Genomic DNA, 25,397 nt, shown 5'->3' with positions numbered 1-25,397 from the left:
GCGCGGACGGCACCCGGGCGGCCTCACTCGATCGCCGCCAGCGAGCGCCGCACCGCGAGGCGCGAGGTCGCGGCGGTCAGGCCGGCGACCGCGACCACCAGGACCGCGACGCCGGCGTAGGCCTGCCAGCCGATCTCGACGGCGCCGGCGAGGCCCTCGATCTGGTCGGCGCCGGGCAGGCCCGCAGAACCGCGGAACCACCAGGACGCCGCCGCGAACACCAACGCGGCGAGGCCGCCGCCGATCGCGCCGCCGCGGACGCCGAGCACCAGGAAGTGGCGCTGGAACTGACCGGCGACGAAGCGATCCTCGGCGCCGCAGAAGTGCAGCACCTCGATGATGTGGCGGTTGCCGGCCATGGCGGCCCGGGTCGCGAACACCACCGACAGCGTCAGTGCCACCAGCACCAGTGCCAGCACGGCGAGGCCTGCCAGCACCATCGACTGTGCCATCGCGCGCAGCCGGTCGATCCAGGCGGCGTGGTCGTCGACGGCGCCGCCGCGGATCTCGCGCTTGACCGAGGCGGCGAGCGCGGCGACGTCGAAGGCGCCGGGATCGTCGATGGTGACCACCACCAGCCGCGGCACCGGCAGGGCCGCGAGGTCGACGCCGGCACCGAGCCAGGGTTCGAGCAGTCGGCGCGTCTCGGCGTCGGTGAGGGCGCGCGCGCCGCCGACCCCGGGGAACTCCTGCGCCAGCGCCGCCGCCTTGTCGAGTTCGCCGGCGATGGCGACGCCGTCGAGCGGGCGCACTTCGATCGTCACTTCGCGGCCGATGTCGGACTGCCAGGCCCGCGCCGCCGCGTCGACCATGGTGACCGCGCCGATGGTGAGGCCGGCGAGGAAGGTCATGATCGCGACCACCAGCGCCAGCGTGCGGCCGGCGATGCTCTGCGGCGGCACGATCGGCGTCGTCCGCCGCCGGCCCTCGCCGTCGTCCCCGGCGGGATGCGGGGCGTCGGCCCGGCTCATTCGTAGATCTCCATCCGGCCGTCGACCAGCACCATGCGGCGGGAATCGACGAGGTCCATCAGGGCGATGTCGTGGGTGGCGACCACCACGGCGGTGCCGAGCCGGTTCATCTCGAGGAAGAGGCGCAGGAGCCGGCGGGCGAGCGGCGGGTCGACGTTGCCGGTCGGCTCGTCGGCCAGCAGCACCTCCGGCTTGGTGATCAGCGCCCGCGCGATCGCCGCGCGCTGCTTCTCGCCGCCCGACAGGATCGGCGGATAGACGTGGGTGCGGTCGCCGAGCCCGACCCATTTCAGGAGGTCGATCACGTCGGCGCGGTAGTTGGCCTCGTCCCAGCCCTGGACCCGGTAGGGCAGGGCGACGTTCTCGTAGGTGGTCAGGTGGTCGAGCAGGCGGAAGTCCTGGAACACGATGCCGATCCGCCGACGCAGCTTCGGCAGCTCCGCCGGCGCGATCCGGCTGGTGTCGCGCCCGAACAGGTTGATGAGGCCGCGCGTCGGTTTCAGCGACATGAACAACAGCCGCAGCAGCGAGGTCTTGCCGGCGCCGGACGGGCCGGTCAGGAACTGGAACGACTGCGGCGCGATCTCGAAGGTGAGGTCGCTCAGCACCTCCGGTCCCATCCCGTAGCGCAATCCGACGTTCTCGAAGCGTATCACGGCCGTCCTCGTCTCACCTTGCCGGGAGAACCTCGCCGGGGTGTTCGGCAGGATGATGGTGGTGCGCCGTTAACGTCGCATTAAGCACCCGCGTTAACCGATCGTTAACGGCGCCGGGCGTCCGCTGGAAGGGGTGCCCCCGCCGGGGGCGACCTTGATTCGATCGACCACGGCGAGCCGAACCGCGGCATGAAACTGACGTGCCCGTCCTGCGAGAGCAGCTACCAGCTGGCCGACGGCGCCCTCGGGGCGACCGGCCGCAAGGTCCGCTGCACGCGCTGCGGCACGGTCTGGCACGCGCGGCCCGGCGCCGACATGGACGCGGAGGACGACGACCCGGTCGCCCGCGCCGCCGCCCGGTTCCCCGAACCCACCGAGGACGACTGGAAGGCCGCCCTCGCCGAGGACGCCCCCGTCGGCCGTGCCGCCGAACCCGGCGCGGACGACGACTGGGCCGCCGCCGCGGCGGAGACCGTCGAGTCCGCCGGCGACGCCGCGGCGGACGACGTGGCGGCCGGCGGCGCCGTCGTCCCGTTCCGCCCGCGCGAGGAGACCGCCGGCGCGGCCCCGACCGCCGACGCGTCCCCGGGTCCCGCCGGCCCCACGATCGAGGCCGAGACCCCGTCCTTCGCCGAGAAGCGGCGCGACCGCCGCAAGGCCAAGCCGGCGCCGAAGACGAAGCCGAAGAAGCGTCGCGGCGCGCTCGGCGGCGAGTCCAACTCGACCATGGTCGGCGTCGCCGCCGCCTTCGTGTTCTTCTTCGCCGTCGGCGTCCTGTTCGGCCGCGAGCAGGTGGTGCGGCTGTTCCCGGACTTCGCCGGTCTCTACGCCGCGGTCGGGCTACCGGTGAATCTCCGCGGCCTCGAGTTCGGCGACGTCCAGACCTCGCGCGAACTCGACGGCGCGACGCCGGTCCTGGTCGTCGAGGGCACCATCACCAACGTCACCACCGGGGTGCGCCCGGTGCCGTCGCTGCGCTTCTCGCTGCTTTCCGCGCTCGACCGCGAGGTCTACGCCTGGACCATGGAGGCGCCGAAGGACCGCATCGGCGCCGGCGAGACGATCCGCTTCAAGTCGCGCCTGCCGGCTCCGCCGGACGCGGCCGTCGACGCCCAGGTCCGCTTCGTCGACCGGCGTGGACCATGAGTGCGCTTCGTGAAAAGATGGTGTCCGAGGGCCGGGTCCTCGCGGCGCCGGCGGTGTCGGACGACCGGCCGCGGGTGGGCCACGCAGCGGCAGGGGTATCGATGTCGGGCAGGAAGATCGACGTTCTCTATTCGGAAGACGCCATCGCCGGGAAGGTCGACTGGATCGCGGGCGAGGTGGCCGGTCGGGCGCCGCGCCGGCTGCTGGTGATCGCCATCCTGAAAGGCAGCTTCATGTTCGCCGCCGATCTCCTGCGCGCGCTGCACCGCCGCGACCTCGCCCCGGAGGTCGAGTTCATGATGCTGTCGAGCTACGGCACCGGTACGGTGTCCTCGGGCACCGTCCGCGTCGTCCGCGACATCGACACCGACGTCGCCGGCCGCGACGTGCTGATCATCGACGACATCCTGGAGTCGGGCCGCACGCTGGCCTTCGCGCGGGCGCTGATGATCGAACGCGGCGCCGCCCGGGTCGACGTCGCGGTGCTGCTCGAGAAGCCCGGCAAGCGCAAGGCCGAGATCGAGGCCGACCTGGTCGGTTTCGTCTGTCCGGACAAGTTCGTCGTGGGCTACGGCATGGATGCCGCCCACGCCTATCGTGAACTGCCCTTCGTCGGCGTCGTCCGCGAGGACGGCGACGGCTGAGGCCCGAGGAGCCCCCGGCGGGGCGAGGCGAGGAAAGGCCATGGCCCACATCCTGCTCACCGAGGACGACGACAGCGTCCGCGTCTTCGTCAAGCGCGCGCTGGAACTCGACGGGCATTCCGTGGATACCGCCGGCGACGGCGGCGAGGCGCTGGAGATCCTCGCCGATCCCGCCGCCGCCTACGACCTCCTCGTCTCCGACATCATGATGCCGGTGCTCGACGGCATCGCGCTCGCCCTCGCCGTGGCGCGCGACCGTCCCGAGCTGCCGATCCTGCTGATGACCGGCTATGCCGACCAGCGCGAGCGCGCCCACGGCCTCGACCAGCTGGTCGAGGACGTGCTGCCGAAGCCCTTCACCCTCGCCGAGATCCGCCGCGCGGTCGGAGACGCCATGCGCAACGGCCGCGCCCGCCGCGACGGGGACAGCCGACGCCTCGCCGGCTGACGGCGGCGCGCTCGACCGACGCCGGCGCCGTGCGTCGGCGTAGGCTTTTCCACCAGCATTTCGACGACTTGGTCCGCGCAGGCGGACCATCCACGTCCCTGCGGTCTGCGCCGCGGTCGACGCATCGGAGGCCGGCTCGGTCCGTCCCCTGCCGTGGAGAGTCCGCCGCCGCGGACCAAGGCCGTGGAGGGAGAGGTCCGGGGTGCGTGCCCGAACCGGCTCCCCGCCCCGCCGCCCTCAGCGGTTCTGGCCGGGCACCCAGAGCACGTCGGCGGCGCCGCGGTCGTTGATCCAGCGGGCGGCGACGAACAGGAAGTCCGAGAGCCGGTTGAGGTACTTCACCGTCTCCGGGTTGACGGTCTCCGCCGGATCGGCGGCGAGTTCCACCACCAGCCGCTCGGCGCGCCGGCAGACGGTGCGGGAGAGGTGCAGGTGCGCGGCCGCGGCGCTGCCGCCCGGCAGCACGAAGGAGCGCAACGGCGAGAGCTCGGCGTTGAGCGTGTCGATCTCGCCCTCGAGCCGTGCCACCTGGGCGGCGACGATGCGCAGCGGCTCCCAGCCGAGCGGCTCGGGGCGCTCCGGGGTGGCGAGGTCGGCGCCGAGGTCGAACAGGTCGTTCTGGATCCGCCCGAGCATCGGGTCGAGCACGGCCTCGTCGCGGGTGTGCAGGCGGACGAGCCCGATCGTGGCGTTGGTCTCGTCGACCGTGCCGTAGGAGGCGACCCGGAGGTCGTATTTCGCCCGCCGCTCGCCGGTGGAGAGGGCGGTGGTGCCGGCGTCGCCGGTGCGGGTGTAGATCCTGTTGAGGACGACCATCGCGATGTCTCCGAGGTTCAGCCGCCGCGGAACCAGATCGCCGCCATGATGACGACGATGGCGAGGAACTGCAGCGCGACGCGCCAGCGCATCAGCTTCTGCGACAGGTTGGGATTGCCGCCGCGCATCATGTTCCTGAGGCCGGCGAGCAGCACGATGCCGACGACGCCGACGGCGATCGGCACGGCGAAGCGGAAGAAGGTGTCCACGTCCGTCGAGACTCCGGGAGCTGGGTGGCGGGGCGGCGTGCGCCGACCCGACCGATCTGGGGCGGCGCGGGCGCCGGTCGAGGGCGGGCCTCAGCGCCGCGGCAGGGCGATGCCGAGCGCGCCGGCGACGGTCTCGAGGCCGAGCACGAGGCCGCGCTGGTCGATGCCGTGGCCGATGCCCTTGGAGACGTGGAATTCCGCCGGGATGCCGGCGGCGCCGAGGGCGCTGGCCGCTGCGAAGGTGAACTGGACGGGCAGCACCTGGTCCTGGTCGCCGTGGATCAGCGTGACCTTCGGCCGCGCCGTCGCCTCGTCGAGGTGCTCGGGGCCCGCGAGCAGGCCCGAATAGCCGACGATCGCCGCCAGCGCCGGCCGGCGCAGCCCGACGTGCAGCGCCATCATCGTGCCCTGGCTGAAGCCGACCAGCACGATGCGGTCGTCGGTGACGCCGAGCCGGTCGCGTTCGGCGTCGAGGAAGGCGTCGAGGGCGGGGCGGGCGTGGACGACGCCGCGCCAGCGTTCCGTGTCGTCCCGCAAGGTCAGCGGGAACCACTGACGGCCCATCGGCGACATCGCGCAGGGCTCCGGCGCGTGCGGGCTGACGAAGGCGACGCCCGGCAGGTGCGGCTGCCAGGCGGCGCCGATGTCGATCAGGTCGTTGCCGTCGGCGCCGTAGCCGTGCAGGAACACCACCAGCGCGGTGGCGGGTCCGCCGGTGGCGGGGAGGCGGGGGCCGTCGATGCGCGTCATGTCGTCGGGGATCCCTCGGGGTTCGGGCGCCGGCGCCGCGGACGGTCAGACCGGCAGCGCGGTGCGGCCCTCGCGGACGGCCTTGTAGTAGGCCCAGAGCAGCTTGGCGGCGACGCCGCGCCAGGGCGCCCAGGCGGCGGCGATCGCGCGCATGTCCTTCTCCTTCGGCCGCGCCGCCAGTGCAAGGCCCTCCATGGTCGCGACCTGGAGCGCGAGGTCGCCGGCCGGGAACACGTCGGCGTGGCGGGCGCAGAACAGGAGGAAGATCTCGGCGGTCCAGACCCCGATCCCCGGCAGCGCCGTCAGGGCCGCCGTCGCCTCCGCGGGCGGGGCGTCGGCGAGGGCGACGAGGTCGAGCCCGCCGACCGCCGCCTCGGCGACCGCCGTCAGCGTCCGGACCTTGCCGCCGGAAAGGCCGACCGCCCGGAGCCGCTCCGGCGCCGCGGCCAGGAAGGCCGGCGCGGTGACGGTGCCGAGTTCGGCCTCGAAGCGGCGCCAGATCGCGTCCGCGCTCGCCACCGACAGCATCTGCGCCACCACGATCCGCGCGACGCCCTCGAAGCCCGGCGGCCGGTGCCGGATCTCGACCGGGCCGGCGAGCGCCCGGATCGGCGTCAGCCGGGGATCGGCGGCGCAGAGCGCGTCGAGGCCCTCGGTCATGTCGGCATTCGAGAGCAGCAGGCGGGTCATGGGGACGATCCCTCGGCGCGTCGCGGCGGCGCGGCGCGCCGAAACCATGTAATGCTCGATCCGACCGCCGTGAACCACCTGCCGATGCCGACGCCCGTCTTCCGTTTCGCCCCTTCGCCCAACGGCGAACTCCATCTCGGCCACGCCCTGTCGGCGATCCTCAACCACGACCTCGCCCGCGCCGCCGGCGGCCGCTTCCTGGTCCGGATCGAGGACGTCGACGCAGCCCGCGCCCGGCCGGCCTTCGTCGCCGGCATCCTCGCCGACCTCGACTGGCTCGGCCTCGCCTATGAGCGGCCGCCGCGGTTCCAGTCCGACCACGTCGCCGACTACCGGGCCGCGATCGACCGTCTCGCGGCCATGGGCCTCGTCTATCCGAGCTTCGCCAGCCGCGCCGACGTCGCGGAGGCGGTCGCTGCGGCCGAGCGCGCGGTCGGCCGTCCGGCCCCGCGCGATCCCGACGGCGCGCCGCTCCATCCCGGCCTCGACCGCGACCTCGATCCCACCGACGCCGCGCGCCGCGTCGCCGCCGGCGAGCCGCACGCGCTCCGCCTCAGGATGGCCGAGGCGGCGGCGCTCGCCGGGCCGCTCGCCTGGGACGAGGCCGGCGCGGGCCCCGCCGGCGAGACCGGCACCGTCACCGCCGATCCGCTCGCCTGGGGCGACGTCGTGCTCGCCCGCAAGGACGCACCGGCGAGCTACCACCTCGCCGTGGTGGTCGACGACGCGGCAGAGGGCGTCACCGACGTGGTGCGCGGCCGCGACCTCTTCCACGCCACCGCGGTGCACCGGCTCTTGCAGACGCTGCTCGGCCTGCCGGCGCCGCGCTACCGCCACCACGGCCTCGTGCTCGGCCCGGACGGGCGCAAGCTGTCGAAGTCGCTGAAGTCGGAGGGTCTCGCCGCCCTGCGCGCCGCCGGGGCCACGCCGGCCGACATTCGCGCGCGCCTGGGTCTGGTTTGAGCCGTGCCGGCGGTGTTCAGAACCCGAGGACCCAGGCCCAGACCGTCACCGTCACGACGCCGAACAGGGTGGTCAGCGTGATCACCGACGAGGCGAGACCGTGGCCGACGCCGAAGTGGTTGGCGATCAGGTAGGCGTTGACGCCGGTCGGCACCGCCGCGGTCAGCACCATCGCCGCCGCCCAGGTCGGCTCGATGGCGACCAGCCGGGTCAGGCCGAACACGGTCGCGGGCAGCACGACGAGCTTCAGCGCCGCGATCACCGCGGCGAGGCCGAGGTTGTCGCGCACGCCGTAGCGGCGCACGGCCATGCCGATCGAGAGCAGCGCGGTCGGGCCGGCGGTGGCGGCGATCTGGTCGAGCGTGGCGCCGACCACGCCGCCGAGCGGCACGCCGAGCGTGCGCACCGCCGAGCCGAGCAGGATGCCGATCACCAGCGGATTGCGCGCCAGCGTGCCGGCGACCTGCGCCAGCACCGTCTTCAGCGGGCGCGGCGGGCGGCCCTCGGTCCGGCGGGCGGCGCGCTCCATCAAGAGCGTGCCGGTGATCATCATCACCGGCAGGTGCACCGAGATCAGGATGGCGAGCGCCGCGACACCCTTCTGGTCGAGCAGGCGGATCACCAGCGGCAGGCCGACGAAGACCGTGTTGGCGAAGGCCGACGACACCCCGGCGATCACGCCGAAACGGGCGTCCGAGGCGAAGAAGCGGGTCGCGACCAGGTGGCCCGCGGTCCAGGTGACGGCGACGCCGCCGAAATAGGCGACCCAGAGCCCCCAGGGCGAGCCGCCGGAGAAGTCGGCGGTGGCGACGGTGCGGAACAGGAGCACCGGCACCCCGATCCGGAACACGAAGTCGCCGAGGGCGTCGCCGAGTTCGGCCTTGAGGAAGCCCGACACCACCGCCGCCCAGCCGAGCGCGATGATCAGGAAGACGGGCAGGACGTCGAGGAGGATGTCGGTCACGGGCGGATACCGCGGCGGGAGGGGCCCGTTCGCTGCCTACCCGCCCGCGCCCGCCGCGGCAAGGCCGCGGCGCGGGCGGCGGCCTTGCGCCGAGCGCCGGCCGGCCGTCAGCGGATGCCCCAGCGCGCCACCGCGGCGGTGGCGAGATGCTCGCGCCGGTCGCGCTCGTCGATGTCGTCGTAAGCGCGGCGGGCCTGGGTGATGCCGGCGTAGCCGTAGGCGTCGCCGCGGGCCTCCTCGACGTGGACGTAGCTCTCCGGGTGCAGGGCCCCGAGGATCTCGCCCATGCCGGCGTGGACGGCGGCCAGGAACGAGGCCTTCTCGGCCGGGGTGTTGGTGCCGTCGGTGACCTTGATCTCGAGCGCGTAGCTCGCGAGGTCGAGATCCGACAATCGCCGCCCGCCGACGTACCAGACCGCCGGGTCGACGCGGGTGACGATCACCGCAGTGAGGTCCTCGCGCTTGCGCAGCACCTTGGCGGCGAGCCGGGTGACGAGGGCGGCGATCGCCGGCGCGCGGTCGGGAGCGTCGGCGCGGGTGGCGTGGTGAACCTGGATCAGCGGCATGGCGGACGACCTCCGTCGGTGGGTGACAGCCCGGACGTTAGGCTCGCCCGATCGATGACGGAAACGAATTGCCGGAATATCATTCATGCCATATCGTCATGATCAGGAGCCGCCGCTTTGGCCGGCTCGGACCTGCCCCGGGGAGATGCGCCGGTGAGCCTCGACATCGACCTGCTGCGTTCCTTCGTCGCCGTCGCCGACACCCAGAGCTTCACCGTCGCGGGCCTCCAGGTGGGCGCGACCCAGTCGGCGGTCAGCGTCCGGCTGAAGAAGCTCGAGGAGCGGCTCGGGCGCGTGCTGTTCGAACGCACCCCGCGCTCGGTCGAGCTGACGCCGGCCGGGCGCAGCTTCCTGCCGGACGCCCGCCGCATCCTCGCCGCCCACGACGACGCGCTGCGCCGCGCGATCGTCGGGGAGGCCCCGGTGTCACTGGCGATCGGCGTCGCCGAGCACGCCGGGGGCCTGACGCTGGCGCCGGCGCTGGCGCGCGTCCGCGGGCTGATGCCGCGGCTGAAGATCGAGGTTCAGTTGGGTCTGTCCGACGTGCTGCTCGCCGCCTTCGACGCCGGCCGGCTCGACGCGGTGGTGATCCGGCGCGCCCCGGGCGGCGAGCGCGGCCGCACGCTGTACCGCGACGACCTCTGCTTCTGCGCCGCGCCCGACCTCGACTGGCGGCCCGGCGAACCGGTGCCGCTGGTCGGCGTCGAGTCGCCGTGCAACACCCGCCTCACCGTCGTCCGCGCCCTCGACGGCGCCGGCATTCCCTGGACGGAGGTCTTCGTCAGCCGCGGCGTCGCCGCGGTGCAGGCCGCCGCCGCCGCCGGCCTCGGTATCGCCTGCCTCGGCCGGCGCTTCCGTCCGGCCGGCACGGTGATCCTCGGCCGCGAGTCGGGCCTGCCGGCGCTGCCGTCGAGCGAGGTCGTCCTGCTCGAATCCGCGCGCGATCCCGCCGCGCGCATGGCCGTCGCCGGCATCGCCGACGCCCTGGTCGCCGCCGTCGCCGAGGAGGCGGTCGGGGCGTGAGGACCGGGAGGCTCGAACCGAGCTCGCAAAGTTCCGACCCGTGGTCGGAGCATTGCGGGCGAGAAGCGCCCGACCGCGCGCCGGCCGAAAGGCCGAAGTCTCGTGAAGTCCCGACGAGTCGGGACTTTGCCGGGCATGTCTCAGCCTCCGGCCGCCAGCCCGCCGGCCTCCTCGATGAAGGCGACGACGCGGTCGACGTTGTGGCCGGCGCGCACGTTGGTGAACACGAACGGCCGGCTGCCGCGCATCTTGCGGGCGTCGCGGTCCATCACCTCGAGCGAGGCGCCGACGTGGGGGGCGAGGTCGATCTTGTTGATCACCAGGAGGTCGGAGCGGGTGATGCCCGGGCCGCCCTTGCGCGGGATCTTGTCGCCGGCCGAGACGTCGATGACGTAGATCGTGAGATCGGCGAGCTCGGGCGAGAAGGTGGCGGCGAGGTTGTCGCCGCCCGATTCGATCAGCACCACGTCGAGACCCGGGAATTTCTCGGTCATCTCGGCGACTGCGGCGAGGTTGATCGAGGCGTCCTCGCGAATCGCGGTGTGCGGGCAGCCGCCGGTCTCGACGCCGGCGATCCGCTCGGGCGGCAGCGCGCCCGACCGGGTCAGGAACTCGGCGTCCTCCTTGGTGTAGATGTCGTTGGTGATCGCCGCGATGTCCCAGCGCTCGCGCAGCACCTTGCAGAGCGCGTCCATCAGCGCCGTCTTGCCGGAGCCCACCGGCCCGCCGACGCCGACGCGCAGCGGCCCGTTCGTCACCTTGGTCATGAGCGGAACAGCCTCGTGTACTGGGTTTCGTGTTTCATGGAGGCGATGTCGGCCCTGAGCGCCGCACCGCCGACGTCGTCGGGATCGGCCGCCAGCGCCTCTGCGGCCACCGCCGCAACCACCGGCGCGAGGTCGCGCACCACGCGCTGGCCGTCGGTCTGGCCGAGCGGCACGGCGCGTACCGCGGCCGACACCAGGTTGGCGACGAAGGCGGCGAGGAAGGCCTCGGCCACCGCGGGCAGCGCCAGGCCGTGGTCGGCCGCAGCGACGCCGACGGCGACCGCGTAGGCCACCGGCGTCGGCTTCACCGCCGCGGCGAGCGCCGTCAGCGTCGGTGCGCCCCAGGTCGCCTCGATGGCGCCGACGAAGGCCTTGCCCTGCGCCCCCGCCTCCAGCCGCCGTTCCCTGGAGGGTTGCAGCGCGAAGGCGAGTTCGGCGGTCTCGGCGAGCTCGGCCGCGCGGCCCCCGGCGGCGGCGCGGTGGGCGCGCGCGAGCAGCACCGCGTCGGACCGGCCGGCGCCGTGCCGGACGACGTCGCCGATCCAGGCCGCGAGCCCGTCGCGGTCGCGCACCGTGCCGTCCTCGACCGCCCATTCCAGGCCGTGGCTGTAGGTGAAGGCGCCGACCGGGAAGGCCGGCGACAGCCACGTCATCAGCTTGACGAGATCCGATCCCGCCGCCGCCTCAGTCACGATGGCGCCCGTGCTCGTCGTGCCGATGGCCGCAGCCCTCGCCGTGTTCGTGGCCGTGGTGGTCGTGGCCGTGCTCGTGGTTGCCATGGGCGTGGTGCCCGTGGTCGTGGGTGTGCCCGTGGTCGTCGTGGGCGTGGTGCGCGTGCCCGTGATCGTGGCCGCAGCCGCAGCCGCAGCCCTCGCCGTGTTCGTGGTCGTGGTGTCCGTGGTCGTGTCCATGCCCGTGATCGTCGTGGGCATGGTGTTCGTGGCCGTGGTCGTGCCCGCAGCCGCAGTCCGCACCATGCTCGTCGGCATGTCCGTGCCGATGGTGCTCGTGCCCGTGATCCCCGTGCCCGTGATCATCGTGGGCATGATGGTCGTGCCCGTGGCCATGGTCGTGGCCCTGCACCGTACCGAGACCATAGGCGCCGCCTTCCGGATCGAAGGCGTCGGCGACGTGGGCGACGCCCGCGCCGAGCCGGACCAGCATGTCCTCGATGACGTGGTCCTCGCGGATCCTGAGGCGGTCGCCGAGGATCTGGGTCGGCAGGTGGCGGTTGCCGAGGTGCCATGCGACGCGGACGAGATCGTGCGGGTCGGCCGCGGTGATCTCGAGCAGCCGCTCGGCCTTGGCGCGCACCACGATCAGGCGGCCGTCCTCGAGTTCGAGCGCGTCGCCGTCCTTCATCACCTGCGCCTCCGGCAAGTTGAGCAGGAACACCGTCTTGTCGACGCAGCGCATGACGAGGCGGCGGCGATGGCGGTCGTCGCGCTCCAGCACGAGCGCGTCGGCGGGTTCGCCGGTCCATTGGCCGGCGGGGATGATGCGGGTCGCGGTGATCATGCGGGTCGGGGTCCGGTGAGGCGGTGCCGGTCGTCCCATCTCACGAGGGCGAGACCGACGAGCGCGGCGACGGTGAGGGACGAGAGGGCGAGGCAGAGATCGGCGAGCGCGTCGATCCGGCCGGCGTCCACGAAGGCGGCGAAGGCGGCCGGCGCGAGCGCGATCGTCATGTTCTGGGGAAGCGCCAGTCTGCCCATGTGCAAGCCATAGTCCTCGCGGCGGAAGAAGACCAGCGGCAGCGTCGAGCGCACCACGGCCATGATGCCGGTGCCGATCGCGTAGGCCGCGACGAAGCCGCCGGCGTGCCAGAGGTCGAGGCGTTCGAGGCCGAGGGCCACGAAGCTCACCGCCACCAGTCCGGCGGCGAGGATCGCCGAGACGATCGGACCGACGACGCCGGCGGCGGCGAAGTCGAGCGCCCGCGCCGAGACGCCGATGGCGCCGCGCGCCGTCGCGACGCCGATCGCCTGCTCGGGCGTCAAGCCCTTGGCCGCGAGCAGGGTCGGCAGCATCGGCGACAGGCCGAAGGAGACGAAGGCGGACACCGCCAGCACCGCAGCGATCAGCGCGAAGGCGAGCCGGGGCCGCTTCGTCGGCACGAAGGGCGCCGTCTTGCCGCCCGCCTTTACAGCGCCCGGGCCGGTGCGGGCGGCGCGCGGCAGCGCGAAGGCGTGCAGCGGTGCGGCGACGAGGAGCTGCACGAGACCGCAGGCCATCAGCGTCACGCGCCAGCCGACGGTGGCCTCGGCCGCCGCCAGGATCGGCAGGAACACCGTGGCGGACAGCCCCGTCAGCAGCATCAGGAGGGTGATGGTCTCGCGCGCGTCGCCCGGCCGGCGCTCGGCCACCGCCGTGTGGGCGCCGGTGGTCAGCGCCATCGCGCCGCCGAGGCCGACGACGACCCAGGCGGCGAGATGGAACGGATAGGCCGTCGCCGCCGCCATCAGGAACAGGCCGCCGGCCATGGTGATCGAGCCCACGGCGAGCACGTCGGCCGCGCCGTGGCGCACCAGCGCCCGCCCGACCGCGGGCCCAGCCAGCGCACCGGCACCCATCATCGCGGAGAGGCCGAGCATGACGCCGGAGAGCGGCACCCCGAGGTCGGCCGCCATCGCCCGTCCCAGCGCCGCCGGCATGTCGAAGGTGGTGCCCCAGCCGACGATCTGCGACAGGGCGAGCAGGCCGATCAGGGACGCGCGGCCGGAGGATCGAGAGGAGCGGGACGGGGCGAGCACCGGGGATCCGCCGCGCGTCAGCCGAAGAAGCCGTCGTCGAGGATATCGTCGATGGTGAAGGGGCAGGTCTCGGGGAAGGTTGCTTCGGGCAATTCGGTCTCGGCCGCCGCCATCAGCCGCGCGGTGCCGTACTCCTGTTCGAGCACCGCGGCCGGATGGCCCTTCAGGCTCGGGTTGTCGCGCAGGAGCTTGGTGATCGCCCGGCGCTGGACCTTGATCGAAGCCTGCCAACCGCCTTTCCAGTGTTCGGGCTGGAAGCGGGCCTTGAGGAGATGCAGCAGCAGTTGGTCGAGCCGGTTCTCGATCTCCTGCCTTTGCTGCTTGCCCACGCTCTCCAGTTCCTCGGCAATGTTCTCGACGTCCAGACCACCGACGGGCGCGAGCTTGCGGACGAGTGCGGCCTGCTCCAGCGCCCAGGCGTGGATGTCCGTCTCGTAGAGCGAAGCGGTGCGATCCGTCTTCCGGGCGGTGCGTTCGAGCGGCTCGGCCATGCCGATATCCTAGAACAGGAAGTAGCGCTGCGCCATCGGCAGCACTTCGGCGGGCTCGCAGGTCAGGAGCTCGCCGTCGGCGCGGACCTCGTAGGTTTCCGGGTCGACCTCGATCTCCGGCGTCGCCGAATTCAGCACCATCGACGCTTTGGAGATGCCGCCGCGCACGTTCTCGACCGGCAGGACGAGGCTCTCGAGGCCGAGCCGCTCCTTGATGCCGTTGTCGTAGGCCGCCTTCGACACGAAGGTGACGCGCGAGGCCGTCAGCGCCTTGCCGAAGGCGCCGAACATCGGGCGGTAGTGCACCGGCTGCGGCGTCGGGATCGAGGCGTTCGGGTCGCCCATCGGGGCCGCGGCGATGGTGCCGAGCTTGATCACGAGGTCGGGCTTCACGCCGAAGAAGGCCGGCGACCACAGCACGAGGTCGGCGAGCTTGCCGACCTCGATCGACCCCACGTGCTTGTCGAGGCCGTGGGCGATCGCCGGGTTGATCGTGACCTTGGCGATGTAGCGCCTGACGCGGAAGTTGTCCGCACCGGTGCCGACGTCCTCGGCCAGCGTGCCGCGCTGGACCTTCATCTTGTGGGCGGTCTGGAAGGTGCGGATGATCACCTCGCCGACACGGCCCATCGCCTGGCTGTCCGAGGCGATGATCGAGAAGGCGCCCATGTCGTGCAGGATGTCCTCGGCGGCGATGGTCTCCTTGCGGATCCGGCTCTCGGCGAAGGCGACGTCCTCGGGGATCGACGGGTCGAGGTGGTGGCAGACCATGAGCATGTCGAGATGCTCGTCGAGGGTGTTGCGCGTGTAGGGCCGCGTCGGGTTGGTCGACGACGGCAGCACGTTCCGCTGGCCCGCGACCTTGATGATGTCGGGCGCGTGGCCGCCGCCGGCGCCCTCGGTGTGGAAGGCGTGGATGGTGCGGCCCTTGAAGGCGGCGACGGTGTCCTCGACGAAGCCGGATTCGTTCAGCGTGTCGGTGTGGATCATCACCTGGACGTCGTAGGCGTCGGCGACCGTCAGGCAGTTGTCGATGGTGGCGGGCGTCGTCCCCCAGTCCTCGTGCAGCTTCAGGCAGCAGGCGCCGCCCTCGATCTGCTCGACGAGGGCGGCCGGCAGCGCCGCGTTGCCCTTGCCGGCGAAGGCGAGGTTCATCGGGAAGGCCTCGGCCGCGCCGATCATGCGCGAGAGGTGCCAGGGCCCGGGCGTGCAGGTGGTCGCCGCGGTGCCGGTGGCCGGCCCCGTGCCCCCGCCGAGCATGGTGGTGACGCCGCTCATGAGGGCGTCGTCGATCTGCTGCGGAGCGATGTAGTGGATGTGGGTGTCGAGCGCGCCGGCCGTCAGGATCTTGCCCTCGCCGGCGATCACCTCGGTGCCGGGCCCGACGACGATGGTCGTCGCCGGGTCCATGTTGCCGAAGCCGCCCTGGACGTCCGGGTTGCCGGCCTTGCCGATGCCGACGATGCGCCCGTCGCGGATGCCGACGTCGGCCTTGACGATGCCCCAGTGGTCGATGATCAGCGCGTTGGTGATCACCGTGTCGACCGCCCCGCCGGCGCGCGAGACCTGGGACTGGCCCATGCCGTCGCGGATCACCTTGCCGCCGCCGAACTTCACCTCCTCGCCGTAGGTGGTGAAGTCCCGCTCCACCGCCACCACGAGTTCGGTGTCGGCGAGGCGGACACGATCGCCGACGGTCGGCCCGAACATGTCGGCATAGGCGGCGCGGGAGATGCGGAAGGACATGGACGGACGGGCTCCAGGTCAGGGAACGGCGTGGAAGCGGCCGGATTTGACCGCGTCCGCATCGAAGGAAAAGACGGAATGCGCGCCTTCGCGCTCGGCATAGGCGGCGATCAGGTAGTCGGAGAAGTCGGCCGGGCCGCGCCGATAGTCGGCGACGGCGGTGACGACCACGTCGCGGTCGACGATGCGTATCGAGGGCACCGTCAGCAGTCGTTCCAAATGGGCGGCGACGTCCCGTGGCGAGAGCTTGTAGCTTCGGCGCAGGGTCCAGACGAATTCGGCGAGGACGATGGGAGAGATCACGACCTCGGACGAGGCGCCGAGGGCGTCGTCGACGACGGCCTTGGCGCGCCGCGCCTGATCCGCTTCGTCGCCGACCATGAGCCGCAGGAGGACGTTGGTGTCGATCGCGATCATGCCGGCTCGACCGCGTCGGCGTGGTCCGGCCCCTCGCCCGCCACCGCGCCCGTCGCGATGCCCTCGTCGATGTCGGCGATCGTCTTCGGCTCGCCCGTATAGGGGATCGAGCAGAAGAGGTCGTCCACCGTGCCGTTCATGGCGCGGAACACGGCGGTTCCATCCCTGAGCAGCTGGAACTCGAGCTTGTCGCCGGGCTTCAGGCCCATGCGCTCCCGAACTTCCTGGGGGACGGTCACCTGCCCCTTCGGCAGGACGACGGAGATGTAGGACATGACAGTCGGTGCTCCGACGAACATCGGGGTTATCGGAATGAGGATACCACGATCCGAGCGCCCATGCGCTGGTCGGATCACAGCGGTCCCATCACCGCCTGCCGGAAGCCGTAGACCGTGCGCTTGCCGCCGTAGGGCACCAGCGTGACGCTGCGGGTCTGGCCGGGCTCGAAGCGGACCGCGGTGCCGGAGGGAATGTCGAGGCGCATGCCGCGGGCCTTGTCGCGGTCGAAGGCGAGCGCCGGGTTGGTCTCGAAGAAGTGGTAGTGGCTGCCGACCTGGACCGGCCGGTCGCCGGTGTTGGCGACGTCGAGCGTCACCGTGGGCAGGCCGGCGTTGAGTTCGAGGTCGCCCTCGGCGGGGAAGATCTCTCCGGGGATCATGGACTTGGCCTCGAGGTTGCGGGCGTGCAGCCGCCGGGCTTGACGACGCGCGTGGTGGAGGGCGGATTGGCGGCGAGCTTGCCGTCCGGGCGCACCGGGCGGCGCACCAGTTCGCCGCCGCAGTTGGGGCAGACGCCCGCGAGGACGCCGCCGGCGCAGTCCGGGCAGAAGGTGCATTCGAAACTGCAGATGAAGGCCACGGGCGCCGGCGGCAGGTCGCGGTCGCAGCATTCGCAGTTGGGGCGCAGGGCGAGCATGCCGGCCTCAGCGGATCGGCTGGTGGACGGTGACGAGCTTGGTGCCGTCGGGGAAGGTGGCCTCGACCTGGACGTCGTGGATCATCTCGGCGACGCCTTCCATCACCTGGGCGCGCGTGATCACGCCGGCGCCCTCCGCCATCAACTGCGCCACCGTCTTGCCGTCGCGCGCGCCCTCGACGACGAAGTCGGTGATCAGCGCGATCGCCTCCGGGTGGTTCAGCTTCACGCCGCGCTCGAGGCGCCGGCGCGCCACCATCGCGGCCATGGCGATCAAGAGCTTGTCCTTTTCGCGGGGCGTCAGGTTCATGGGAGCGGTCGTCCGTCGATGGTCAGAGGGCCCAGACCCGCGGCAGCGGGCCGTCGATGAGGAAGGCGAGGAGCGGTTCGAGCCGGCGCCGGAGCGCGCGGCCGTCGGGGGCGGCGAGGCGCAGGACGAGCAGGCCGTCGAAGGCGCTCGCCCCGGCCTCGACGCCGTCGGCGCCGTCGCCGAGGATTTCGCGCGCACCGTCGAGCCGGGCCTCGGCGTCCGGCGCGGCGGCGACCACGCCGGCGATCGCCCGCGCGCCGCGCCCCGTCGCGCCGCCGGAGAGGATCGCCTTCGCGTCGCCGTGGATGCGCAGGCGGTCGGCGTAGACCAGCCGGCCGCCGCGGCGGATCCGCCAGAGGTCGTCGAGCTCGACGTCGGTGACCTCCTCGCCCATGGCGGTGCGGCCGAACAGCACCGTCTCGCAGGCGACCAGGGAGGCGTCGTCGGCCATCTCCACGGTCAGATTGCGCGACAGCGCCGAGCGGTCGAACAGGATGGTCTCCTGCGGCAGCCAGGCACCGCGCGCGCCGGCGCCGAGGGTCAGCGTGGTGTCGACGCGGGCGGTGCCGGCCGAGCGCCGGTAGACCCGCTCGGCGGCCTGCGACGTCACCGTCGCGGTGGTGCCGGCGCCCCAGGTGGCGGCGTAGTCGAGCCGGTCGCCGCCCGTGACGCCGCCGGCGGTGTTGAGCAGCACCGCGACCGGACCGCGGCCGTCGTGGACGTTGGGCAGACGGATCTTGCCGGAGCCGTCCTGCCAGAGCTCGGCGAGGCGGGTGGCGGCGGAAGGGGCGGTCGGGTCGTGGCGGAACGACACGCGCGCCGAACCGCGCGCCCGCTGCATGCGGGCCGCCGAAGCGCCGTTCTCCATCGCCACTGCCGACAAGGCGGATCCCCCGTGCGCGGACCGGCCGGAAGGGTCGACCGCCGGGCCGAGGATTGCAAGCGCAAGGCCAATGCGCATCGTCGGATTCCGTGCGTCTGCCCAAGTCCTGGGCGCCCGTTTCGTGTGCAGTCTGCACCGATTTCGGGCGCTCGGCCCACGAATCCGCCACGTTCCCGCGCTAGGCGCCGGACATTCCGACCGCCGTCGCGTCCACGGCTTTGCAGCCGGCCCGTCTTCGCGGTAGACAGGTCGGGACGCGCCCGCCCCCGTCCCGTCGCTCCGGCGACCGTCAGGAACGCCCGCCCGTGCCTCTGATCCGCTTCCTCCCGACCGGCCGCCGCCTCGCGCTGGTCGCGACGCTCGCCGCCGCGCTGATCGCCCCCGTCGCCGCCTCGGCCGGGCCCTATCTGGTGTTCGACGCCCGCACCGGCGAGGTCCTCGCCGAGAACCGCTCGTTCGACCCGTGGTACCCGGCCTCGCTCACCAAGCTGATGACGATCTACGTCACGCTCCGGGCGCTCTCGGCCGGCGAGGTCACGCTCGAAACCCCGGTGGTGATGACGGCTCACGCCGCCAAGGAGCCGCCGTCGAAGATGGGCTTCAAGCCCGGCGCCGCGGTCTCCGTCGACACCGCGCTCAAGATCCTGGTGGTGAAGTCGGCCAACGACGTCGCCATGGCCCTCGGCGAGACCGTCGGCGGCGGCGAGGCCGGTTTCGTCGCCCGCATGAACGCCGAGGCGGCCCGCCTCGGCATGGTCGGCACCCGATTCGCCAATCCCAACGGCCTGCCGGACCCGGCGCAGTTCACCACCGCGCGCGACTACGCCCTGCTCGCCCGCGCGCTGATCCGCGACTATCCCGGCACCTACGACCTCTTCCGCATCACCGGCCTCTCGCTCGGCGGCAAGGTCATCAAGACCCACAACAACCTGCTCGAGCGCTATCCCGGCGCCGACGGCATGAAGACCGGCTTCATTTGCTCGTCGGGCTTCAACGTGGTCGCCTCGGCGAGCCGCGGTGGCCGCCGGCTGGTGGCGGTCGTGCTCGGCGAGCGCACCGCCAAGGAGCGCGAGGAGCACACCGCCGAACTGCTCGAGACCGCTTTCTCGGCCGGATCCGGGCTGTTCGGCGGTGCGACGCTCGATCGCTTGCGCCCGACCGTGACGCCGCCGGTGCTGCCGGCCGACCTCAAGCCGCAGGTCTGCGGCCGCCGCGACGTCGGCGAGACCGCCGACGGTGCCGGTCCGACCGCCGCGGCCGAGTTGCCGGCGCGCTCCTACCTCGTGCCGCGCTTCAAGGTGATGGATCCGGTGCCGATCGCCATGCTCGCCCCTGCCGGCGGCGTGCCGCTGGCGGCGGCCGGTGCCGTCCCCGACGCCCTGCCGCCGCTGCCGAAGGCGCGTCCGCGCGTCGCCGGCGCCGGCGAGAGCGTCGACCCCGCGGGCGCGGCCGTGCCGCTCGCCCCCGGCGGCTCGAAGGGCTGAGCGCCCGCCAGCCTTCCGAGCCTACCCGATGGCCGGTACCTCCGCGGCGTCCAGGTCACCCGGGGCGCCTTCCGGCTCAACTCCCCGCACGAGGACCGAGACGCGTCATGGCCACCAGCGAAGCGCCGCGCGGCCCGAAGCCGCCGATCCCGGTCACCGTCCTCACCGGCTTCCTCGGCGCCGGCAAGACCACCCTCCTCAACCGGCTCGCCGGCGATCCGGCACTGGCCGGCACCGCCTTCGTCATCAACGAGTTCGGCGAGATCGGCCTCGACCACCTGTTCGTCGCGGCGGCCGACGACGGCGTCGTGCTGCTGTCGTCCGGGTGCCTGTGCTGCACCGTGCGCGGCGAACTCGTGACCACGCTCGAGGGCTTCCTGCGCGGCCTCGACAACGGCCGCATCGCCCGGCTCGACCGCGTGGTGATCGAGACCACCGGCCTCGCCGACCCCGCGCCCGTGCTCCACACCATCATGGCGCATCCCTATCTGGTGATGCGCTACCGCCTCGACGGCGTCGTCACCGTGGTCGACGCCGTCAACGGCGGCGCCACGCTCGACGCCCACGCCGAAGCGGTCAAGCAGGTCGCGGTCGCCGACCGCCTCGTCGTCACCAAGACCGACCTTCCCGAGGGCGCCGCCCGCCGCGACGGCCTGTTGCGCCGGCTGCGCACGCTCAATCCGGGCGCCCGGATCCTCGACGCCGCCGCCGGCGAGGCCACGGCCGCCGCCCTCCTCGACGTCGGCCTCTACGACGCCGCCACCAAGAGCCCCGACGTCGCGCGTTGGCTCAACGAGGAGGCCTACCGCGACCACGGCCACGGTCACCACCATCACGACCACGACCATGGCCATCACGGTCACGACCACGACCACCATCACCACGACCACCACCACCATGACGCCCGCGACGGCCAGGATCCGCACGACCCGAACCGCCACGACGCCCACATCCGCGCCTTCTCGCTGGCGACCGACCGGCCGGTGAGCGCCGGTGCGCTCGAGATGTTCCTCGATCTGATCGCCTCGGCGCACGGGCCGAAGCTGCTGCGGATGAAGGGCATCGTCCAACTCGCCGAGGATCCCGAGCGGCCGGTGGTCGTTCACGCGGTGCAGGAGGTGCTGCATCCCCCGGCGCGGCTCGAACGCTGGCCCGACGGCGACCGCCGCACCCGGCTGGTGTTCGTCACGCGCGACCTGCCGGAGGCCTTCGTCCGGCGCATGTTCGACGCCTTCACCGGCGGTCTCGCCCCGGACACGCCGGACCGCGCCGCCATGACCGACAACCCGCTCGCCCTCGGCGGCTTCGTGCCGCCTTCGCGGCGGTAACCCTTCGTTGACCGCCCGCGTCTAGGCTCGACCGGATCGGCGCCTTGGGGGCGCGAGGGGAGGCGGGCATGGACGCCGCCGGCATCGCCGCCTATCTGGTCGGCGCGCAGCAGCAGAACACCCGGATGCAGGTCGCCACCGCGGTGATCAAGCAGCAGCAGTCGCAGGACCAGGCGCTCCTGAACATCCTCGACGGTGCCCTCGCCAGCGGCGCCGCGGCCCAGGCCGCCCCGCCGCCCGGCACCGGTCTCTCCGTCGACATCACCGTCTGACGGCGCGGGCGATGCCGTTGCGGCATGCGTCCGACGATTGTGCGATGCGATATTTCATGCCGGGCCGTGCCGCATTCCCGGTGGACGATCTCCACATTTCGGCCCGCGGCTGACGAAATTCGCCACATTCCGTCCCATAACCGTCGTCGTACCGATGTTGCGGCGCGGCAGATTCGCCTCGTCGCCGGCGGGGGCGGATCGAAGGGAATCATGCGGGAAGCCTATCTCTTCACCTTCTTCGACCGCGGCGAGACCTTCGCGGTCCGCGTCGTCGCCGCCTCCCGCGAGGCTGCCGAGGCCGCCTTCGCCGCCATGTCGCCGGCCGAGAAGCGCGCCGCCGTGGTCTCGCGGCTCGGCACGCGCGAGCGCGACTGGGTCGACGAGGCGGTCCGCGGCGTCCGCCGGCTCGCCGGGCGCCTTCGCACGGGGCGTGGCGCCGCGGCCTGAGGCCGCGCGCGCAAATCCCCGGCGCCCCCCTTCGTCAGCGCGCCGCGACGACGGCGTCGACCACCGCGCCGGCGTCGGCCGAGTCCCACTCCGCCGGGCCGTGCAGCGCCGCGACCTGACAGCCCTTGCGGTCGATCAGCAGCGTGGTCGGCAGGCCGAAGGCGAGGCCGCGGCCCTTCAGGGCGTTGAACGCCGCCATGCGCGGGTCGCGCCAGTCCGGCAGACCCTTCGTGCCGATCTCGGCCAGGAAGGCGGCGGGCTTGGCCGGGTCGCCGGTGTCGACGTTGAGCGTCAGCACCTGGAAGTCGGGCCCGCCGCGCGCCGCCTGCAGGCGGTCGAGCGCCGGCATCTCGGCCCGGCACGGCACGCACCACGTCGCCCACAGGTTCAGGAGCGTCGCCTTGCCGTCGAGGAGGCTGCCGAGCGTGCGCTCGGTGCCGTCCGGCTGGCGCAGCACCAGGGTCGAGAGGTCCTGCGGCGCGTCCGCCGGCAAGAGCGCGGCGACCTCGCCGTGGGCGAGCGGCTTCAGGGAACGGGCGAGGTCGGCGGAGGCTTCGCAGCGGTCGTTTCCGTTTGCAGCGCCCCATCCGCTCACGTATACGCCAACCGAACCCGCGGCGAGGCCCGCGAGCGCGGCCGCGGCCACGAGGAAGACGGCGCGACGGCGCCTGGAAGTGGCTTCGGACATCGACGGTCCCTTCGATCCCTGGAGTGCTACGGACATGAGCAACCGCATGTGGGGTGGACGGTTCTCCACCAGCCCCGCCGCGATCATGGAGGAGATCAACGCCTCCATCGACTTCGACCGGAAGCTCTACGCCCAGGACATCCGCGGATCCAAGGCGCACGCCGCCATGCTCGCCGACAAGGGCATCATCGCCCCCGACGACGCGGCGAAGATCATCGAAGGGCTCGACGCGATCAAGACCGAGATCGACGGCGGTCGCTTCACCTTCACGCGAGCCCTCGAGGACATCCACATGAACGTGGAGTCCCGGCTGAAGGACCTGATCGGCGCAGCCGCCGGCCGGCTCCACACCGCCCGCTCGCGCAACGACCAGGTCGCCACCGACTTCAAGCTCTGGGTCCGCGACACCCTCGACCACGTCGACCGCCAGCTCGAGGACCTGATGCGCGCGCTGCTCGACCGCGCCGGCGAGCACGCGGCGACCGTCATGCCCGGCTTCACCCACCTGCAGTCGGCCCAGCCGGTCACCCTCGGCCACCACCTGATGGCCTATGTCGAGATGTTCGCGCGCGACCGCGGCCGCGTCCAGGACGCCCGCCGCCGGCTCAACGAGTGCCCGCTCGGCGCCGCCGCGCTCGCCGGCACGTCCTTCCCGATCGACCGCCACGCCACCGCCGCCGCCCTCGGCTTCGACCGGCCGACGGCCAACTCGCTCGACGCCGTCTCCGACCGCGACTTCGCGCTGGAGGCCCTCGGCGCCGCCTCGATCGTGGCGATCCACCTGTCGCGCTTCGCCGAGGAGATCGTGATCTGGTCGACGGCGCAGTTCGCCTTCGTGCGGCTGTCGGACGCCTTTTCGACCGGCTCCTCGATCATGCCGCAGAAGCGCAATCCCGACGCCGCCGAGCTGGTGCGCGCCAAGGCCGGCCGGATCATCGGCGACCTCAACGGTCTCCTGATCGTCATGAAGGGGCTGCCGCTCGCCTACCAGAAGGACATGCAGGAGGACAAGGAGCAGGTCTTCGACGCCTTCGAGAACCTCTCCCTCTGCATCGAGGCCACCACCGGCATGGTGCGCGACATGAAGCCCGACGTCGACCGGCTCGCCGCCGCGGCCGGTTCCGGCTACGCCACCGCCACCGACCTCGCCGACTGGCTGGTCCGCGTGCTCGGCCTGCCGTTCCGCGAGGCCCACCACGTCACCGGCCGCATCGTCGCGATCGCCTCCGAGCGCGGCGTCGAGCTCTCGGCCGTCCCGCTCTCCGAGATGAAGGCGGTGCACGCCGGCATCACCGAGGCCGTCTACGGCGTCCTCACCGTCGACGCCTCGGTGCGCAGCCGCGTCAGCTACGGCGGCACCGCGCCCGACAACGTCCGCGCCCAGGTGGCGCGCTGGATCGCCGCGCTCGGCTGAGATCCCGCGGCCGCGACGTTCCGTCCGGGCGGGACGGCGCGGGACTGGCGGGCGATCCTGCGCTAGGATCGCCCGCGTTCCGGCCCGAGGGGATGATCGATGAGCCGACAGGGGACGAAACGGACGGTTGCGGCGGTGCTGGTGCTCGCGCTCGCCCTCGCCACGGCGGCCTGCGGGCGCAAGGGCGGTCTCGAGACGCCGGGTGCGCCGCCGCCGGCGGCGATGTCGCCGGCCACCGTGATCGGCGCGACGCCGCGCCAGCCCGAGTCGGCGCCCGCGCCGAAGCCGGACCGCCCCATCTTCCTCGACGTGCTGATCTGACGGCCGCCGCCGTCCCGGAGCCCGACCTTGCACCATTTCGCCTACAGGAACGGCGTCCTCCACGCCGAGGACGTCCCCGTGCCGGCGCTCGCCGCCGCGGTCGGCACGCCCTTTTACGTCTATTCGACCGCGACGCTGGTCCGGCACTACCGTGTCTTCTCCGAGGCCTTCGCCGGCTTCGACGGCCACGTCTTCTACGCCATGAAGGCGAATTCCAACCAGGCGGTGATCCGCACCCTCGCCCGGCTCGGCGCCGGCGCCGACGTGGTGTCGGAGGGCGAACTGCGCCGCGCCCTCGCCGCCGGCGTGTCGGCCGGCAAGGTGGTGTTCTCCGGTGTCGCCAAGACCGCGCGCGAGATGGCCTTCGCCCTCGACGTCGGCATCAAGTGCTTCAACGTCGAGAGCGAGCCGGAGCTGCGCCGGCTGTCCGAGGTCGCGAGTGCCCGCGGCGCCGTGGCGCCGGTGTCCTTTCGCATCAACCCCGACGTCGACGCCCGCACCCACGCCAAGATCTCGACCGGCAAGTCCGAGAACAAGTTCGGCATCCCCTGGGTCGACGCCCCGCGCGTCTACGCCGAGGCGGCCCGGCTGCCCGGCATCCGCGTCACCGGCATCGACATGCACATCGGCTCGCAGATCACCGAGCTCGAACCTTTCGACGCCGCCTTCGCCCGCCTCGGCGAACTGATCGGACGACTGCGCGCCGACGGCCACGCCATCGACCACATCGACCTCGGCGGCGGTCTCGGCATCCCCTACCGCGACGACAACGACCCGCCGCCGGACCCGCGCGCCTATGCCGAGGTCGTCAAGCGCCACACCGACGCGCTCGGCTGCGCCGTGCTGTTCGAGCCCGGCCGGCTGATCGTCGGCAACGCCGGCATCCTGGTTTCGGAGGTGGTCTACGTGAAGCGCGGCGCGGCGAAGACCTTCGTCATCGTCGACGCCGGCATGAACGACCTGATCCGCCCGACCCTCTACGAGGCCCACCACGAGATCCGTCCGGTCGTCGAGCCGGCGCCGGGCGCCCCGCGCGAGGAGGTCGACGTGGTCGGCCCGGTCTGCGAAACCGGCGACTATCTGGCCCTCGCCCGGCCGATGCCGTCCGTCGCCGCCGGCGACCTCGTCGCCGTATTCTCGGCCGGCGCCTACGGTGCCGTCCAGGCCTCGACCTACAACACCCGGCCGCTGATCCCCGAGGTCCTGGTCGACGGCGCCGACTGGCACCTCGTCCGCCCGCGCCCGAGCTACGACGCCATGATCGGCGAGGACAGCCTGCCGCCCTGGCTCGCCGACTGACGCGCGACCGACGCGG

Annotated in this window: 33 protein-coding genes; 12 read left to right on the top strand and 21 right to left on the bottom strand. The window is 72.8% G+C overall.

Annotation, left to right across the window (positions count from 1 at the left end):
- Positions 1-23: 23 nt before the first annotated feature.
- Both EDD54_RS13385 and ftsE read right to left on the bottom strand, forming a co-directional pair.
- Entirely contained in the window at positions 24-971 is a 948-nt protein-coding gene (locus EDD54_RS13385; RefSeq protein ID WP_126539955.1) for a cell division protein FtsX, read from the bottom strand.
- Positions 968-1,627: a cell division ATP-binding protein FtsE gene (ftsE, locus tag EDD54_RS13380; RefSeq protein WP_126539952.1), complete on the bottom strand. Its 660-nt coding sequence runs from the start codon at positions 1,625-1,627 to the stop codon at positions 968-970. Before ftsE ends, EDD54_RS13385 begins: the two co-directional genes overlap by 4 nt.
- 189 nt (positions 1,628-1,816) lie before the next feature.
- Here ftsE and EDD54_RS13375 point away from each other — a divergent pair, with 189 nt between their 5' ends.
- From EDD54_RS13375 to EDD54_RS13365, 3 genes are all read left to right on the top strand, one after another.
- Positions 1,817-2,773 (top strand): zinc-ribbon domain-containing protein, encoded by a 957-nt coding sequence (locus EDD54_RS13375; protein WP_126539950.1) that lies wholly within the window; start codon positions 1,817-1,819, stop codon positions 2,771-2,773.
- Positions 2,774-2,874: 101 nt separating this feature from the next.
- The gene (gene hpt, locus EDD54_RS13370) at positions 2,875-3,417 is read left to right on the top strand and encodes a hypoxanthine phosphoribosyltransferase (RefSeq protein WP_126539948.1); all 543 of its coding nucleotides are present in this window, start codon (positions 2,875-2,877) and stop codon (positions 3,415-3,417) included.
- 40 nt (positions 3,418-3,457) lie between these two features.
- Complete coding sequence (locus tag EDD54_RS13365; RefSeq protein WP_126539945.1) at positions 3,458-3,865, top strand: response regulator; 408 nt, start codon at positions 3,458-3,460, stop codon at positions 3,863-3,865.
- Positions 3,866-4,102: 237 nt separating this feature from the next.
- On the opposite strand, the gene EDD54_RS13360 is transcribed toward EDD54_RS13365, so the two are convergent.
- From EDD54_RS13360 to EDD54_RS13345, 4 genes are all read right to left on the bottom strand, one after another.
- Positions 4,103-4,681, bottom strand: coding sequence for a cob(I)yrinic acid a,c-diamide adenosyltransferase (locus EDD54_RS13360; protein WP_126539943.1), 579 nt, complete (start codon positions 4,679-4,681; stop codon positions 4,103-4,105).
- Positions 4,682-4,698: 17 nt separating this feature from the next.
- Entirely contained in the window at positions 4,699-4,890 is a 192-nt protein-coding gene (locus EDD54_RS13355; RefSeq protein ID WP_126539941.1) for a twin transmembrane helix small protein, read from the bottom strand.
- A gap of 90 nt (positions 4,891-4,980) precedes the next feature.
- Positions 4,981-5,640, bottom strand: a complete 660-nt coding sequence (locus EDD54_RS13350) for an alpha/beta hydrolase (RefSeq protein WP_126539939.1) — start codon at positions 5,638-5,640, stop codon at positions 4,981-4,983.
- Positions 5,641-5,685: 45 nt separating this feature from the next.
- On the bottom strand, positions 5,686-6,330 hold the full coding sequence (locus EDD54_RS13345) for a DNA-3-methyladenine glycosylase family protein (RefSeq protein ID WP_245515763.1): 645 nt from the start codon (positions 6,328-6,330) through the stop codon (positions 5,686-5,688).
- 51 nt (positions 6,331-6,381) lie between these two features.
- Between EDD54_RS13345 and gluQRS the strand changes: the two genes are divergently transcribed.
- Positions 6,382-7,293 carry a tRNA glutamyl-Q(34) synthetase GluQRS gene (gluQRS, locus tag EDD54_RS13340; protein WP_245515762.1) on the top strand — a complete coding sequence of 304 codons (912 nt, stop codon included), beginning with the start codon at positions 6,382-6,384 and terminating at the stop codon, positions 7,291-7,293.
- A 16-nt stretch (positions 7,294-7,309) separates the two neighbouring features.
- On the opposite strand, the gene EDD54_RS13335 is transcribed toward gluQRS, so the two are convergent.
- Together EDD54_RS13335 and EDD54_RS13330 are read right to left on the bottom strand one after the other, a co-directional pair.
- A complete protein-coding gene (locus EDD54_RS13335) occupies positions 7,310-8,257 on the bottom strand; it encodes an AEC family transporter (RefSeq protein WP_126539935.1) in 948 nt (315 codons plus the stop codon).
- Positions 8,258-8,364: 107 nt separating this feature from the next.
- Positions 8,365-8,823, bottom strand: a complete 459-nt coding sequence (locus EDD54_RS13330) for a tautomerase family protein (RefSeq protein ID WP_126539933.1) — start codon at positions 8,821-8,823, stop codon at positions 8,365-8,367.
- A gap of 153 nt (positions 8,824-8,976) precedes the next feature.
- On the opposite strand from EDD54_RS13330, the gene EDD54_RS13325 reads away from it, so the two are divergent.
- On the top strand, positions 8,977-9,846 hold the full coding sequence (locus EDD54_RS13325; protein WP_165645003.1) for a LysR family transcriptional regulator: 870 nt from the start codon (positions 8,977-8,979) through the stop codon (positions 9,844-9,846).
- Positions 9,847-9,986: 140 nt separating this feature from the next.
- On the opposite strand, the gene ureG is transcribed toward EDD54_RS13325, so the two are convergent.
- From ureG to EDD54_RS13265, 12 genes are all read right to left on the bottom strand, one after another.
- The gene (gene ureG / locus EDD54_RS13320; RefSeq protein WP_126539929.1) at positions 9,987-10,613 is read right to left on the bottom strand and encodes an urease accessory protein UreG; all 627 of its coding nucleotides are present in this window, start codon (positions 10,611-10,613) and stop codon (positions 9,987-9,989) included.
- Positions 10,610-11,305, bottom strand: a complete 696-nt coding sequence (locus EDD54_RS13315; protein ID WP_245515761.1) for an urease accessory protein UreF — start codon at positions 11,303-11,305, stop codon at positions 10,610-10,612. The genes ureG and EDD54_RS13315 overlap by 4 nt, the downstream gene beginning before the upstream one ends.
- Positions 11,298-12,131 (bottom strand): urease accessory protein UreE, encoded by an 834-nt coding sequence (locus EDD54_RS13310; protein WP_126539925.1) that lies wholly within the window; start codon positions 12,129-12,131, stop codon positions 11,298-11,300. The genes EDD54_RS13315 and EDD54_RS13310 overlap by 8 nt, the downstream gene beginning before the upstream one ends.
- A complete protein-coding gene (locus tag EDD54_RS13305; RefSeq protein WP_126539923.1) occupies positions 12,128-13,366 on the bottom strand; it encodes an MFS transporter in 1,239 nt (412 codons plus the stop codon). The genes EDD54_RS13310 and EDD54_RS13305 overlap by 4 nt, the downstream gene beginning before the upstream one ends.
- 17 nt (positions 13,367-13,383) lie before the next feature.
- A complete protein-coding gene (locus EDD54_RS13300; RefSeq protein ID WP_126539922.1) occupies positions 13,384-13,857 on the bottom strand; it encodes a DUF29 domain-containing protein in 474 nt (157 codons plus the stop codon).
- Positions 13,858-13,866: 9 nt separating this feature from the next.
- Positions 13,867-15,603 (bottom strand): urease subunit alpha, encoded by a 1,737-nt coding sequence (ureC, locus tag EDD54_RS13295; protein WP_126539920.1) that lies wholly within the window; start codon positions 15,601-15,603, stop codon positions 13,867-13,869.
- Between the two features lie 18 nt (positions 15,604-15,621).
- Positions 15,622-16,020, bottom strand: coding sequence for a type II toxin-antitoxin system VapC family toxin (locus EDD54_RS13290; RefSeq protein WP_126539918.1), 399 nt, complete (start codon positions 16,018-16,020; stop codon positions 15,622-15,624).
- Complete coding sequence (locus tag EDD54_RS13285; protein WP_165644733.1) at positions 16,017-16,295, bottom strand: AbrB/MazE/SpoVT family DNA-binding domain-containing protein; 279 nt, start codon at positions 16,293-16,295, stop codon at positions 16,017-16,019. The genes EDD54_RS13290 and EDD54_RS13285 overlap by 4 nt, the downstream gene beginning before the upstream one ends.
- 77 nt (positions 16,296-16,372) lie before the next feature.
- Positions 16,373-16,678 (bottom strand): urease subunit beta, encoded by a 306-nt coding sequence (locus EDD54_RS13280; RefSeq protein ID WP_126539914.1) that lies wholly within the window; start codon positions 16,676-16,678, stop codon positions 16,373-16,375.
- Positions 16,675-16,935, bottom strand: coding sequence for a DUF1272 domain-containing protein (locus EDD54_RS13275; protein WP_126539912.1), 261 nt, complete (start codon positions 16,933-16,935; stop codon positions 16,675-16,677). The genes EDD54_RS13280 and EDD54_RS13275 overlap by 4 nt, the downstream gene beginning before the upstream one ends.
- Positions 16,936-16,942: 7 nt before the next feature.
- Positions 16,943-17,245, bottom strand: coding sequence for an urease subunit gamma (locus EDD54_RS13270; protein ID WP_126539910.1), 303 nt, complete (start codon positions 17,243-17,245; stop codon positions 16,943-16,945).
- 22 nt (positions 17,246-17,267) lie between these two features.
- Positions 17,268-18,119, bottom strand: a complete 852-nt coding sequence (locus EDD54_RS13265; protein ID WP_245515782.1) for an urease accessory protein UreD — start codon at positions 18,117-18,119, stop codon at positions 17,268-17,270.
- Between the two features lie 314 nt (positions 18,120-18,433).
- Here EDD54_RS13265 and EDD54_RS13260 point away from each other — a divergent pair, with 314 nt between their 5' ends.
- From EDD54_RS13260 to EDD54_RS13245, 4 genes are all read left to right on the top strand, one after another.
- Positions 18,434-19,612 carry a D-alanyl-D-alanine carboxypeptidase family protein gene (locus EDD54_RS13260; RefSeq protein WP_126539908.1) on the top strand — a complete coding sequence of 393 codons (1,179 nt, stop codon included), beginning with the start codon at positions 18,434-18,436 and terminating at the stop codon, positions 19,610-19,612.
- 107 nt (positions 19,613-19,719) lie between these two features.
- Positions 19,720-20,940 carry a CobW family GTP-binding protein gene (locus tag EDD54_RS13255; RefSeq protein WP_126539906.1) on the top strand — a complete coding sequence of 407 codons (1,221 nt, stop codon included), beginning with the start codon at positions 19,720-19,722 and terminating at the stop codon, positions 20,938-20,940.
- Positions 20,941-21,008: 68 nt separating this feature from the next.
- On the top strand, positions 21,009-21,212 hold the full coding sequence (locus tag EDD54_RS13250) for a hypothetical protein (RefSeq protein ID WP_126539904.1): 204 nt from the start codon (positions 21,009-21,011) through the stop codon (positions 21,210-21,212).
- A 210-nt stretch (positions 21,213-21,422) separates the two neighbouring features.
- A complete protein-coding gene (locus EDD54_RS13245) occupies positions 21,423-21,659 on the top strand; it encodes a hypothetical protein (RefSeq protein WP_126539902.1) in 237 nt (78 codons plus the stop codon).
- A gap of 34 nt (positions 21,660-21,693) precedes the next feature.
- Here EDD54_RS13245 and tlpA read toward each other — a convergent pair whose 3' ends face one another.
- Positions 21,694-22,383, bottom strand: a complete 690-nt coding sequence (tlpA, locus tag EDD54_RS13240) for a thiol:disulfide interchange protein TlpA (RefSeq protein WP_425374998.1) — start codon at positions 22,381-22,383, stop codon at positions 21,694-21,696.
- On the opposite strand from tlpA, the gene argH reads away from it, so the two are divergent.
- From argH to lysA, 3 genes are all read left to right on the top strand, one after another.
- The gene (gene argH, locus EDD54_RS13235) at positions 22,382-23,761 is read left to right on the top strand and encodes an argininosuccinate lyase (protein WP_126539898.1); all 1,380 of its coding nucleotides are present in this window, start codon (positions 22,382-22,384) and stop codon (positions 23,759-23,761) included. The genes tlpA and argH overlap by 2 nt on opposite strands.
- Positions 23,762-23,860: 99 nt before the next feature.
- The gene (lptM, locus tag EDD54_RS13230; protein ID WP_126539896.1) at positions 23,861-24,082 is read left to right on the top strand and encodes an LPS translocon maturation chaperone LptM; all 222 of its coding nucleotides are present in this window, start codon (positions 23,861-23,863) and stop codon (positions 24,080-24,082) included.
- 27 nt (positions 24,083-24,109) lie between these two features.
- The gene (gene lysA / locus EDD54_RS13225; protein ID WP_126539894.1) at positions 24,110-25,381 is read left to right on the top strand and encodes a diaminopimelate decarboxylase; all 1,272 of its coding nucleotides are present in this window, start codon (positions 24,110-24,112) and stop codon (positions 25,379-25,381) included.
- The last annotated feature ends 16 nt before the right edge of the window (positions 25,382-25,397 follow it).

It is taken from the genome of Oharaeibacter diazotrophicus, from assembly GCF_004362745.1.
Classification (GTDB): domain Bacteria; phylum Pseudomonadota; class Alphaproteobacteria; order Rhizobiales; family Pleomorphomonadaceae; genus Oharaeibacter; species Oharaeibacter diazotrophicus.
Note: the sequence above shows the minus strand (reverse complement) of the source record. Positions and strands in the feature narration are given on the sequence as shown.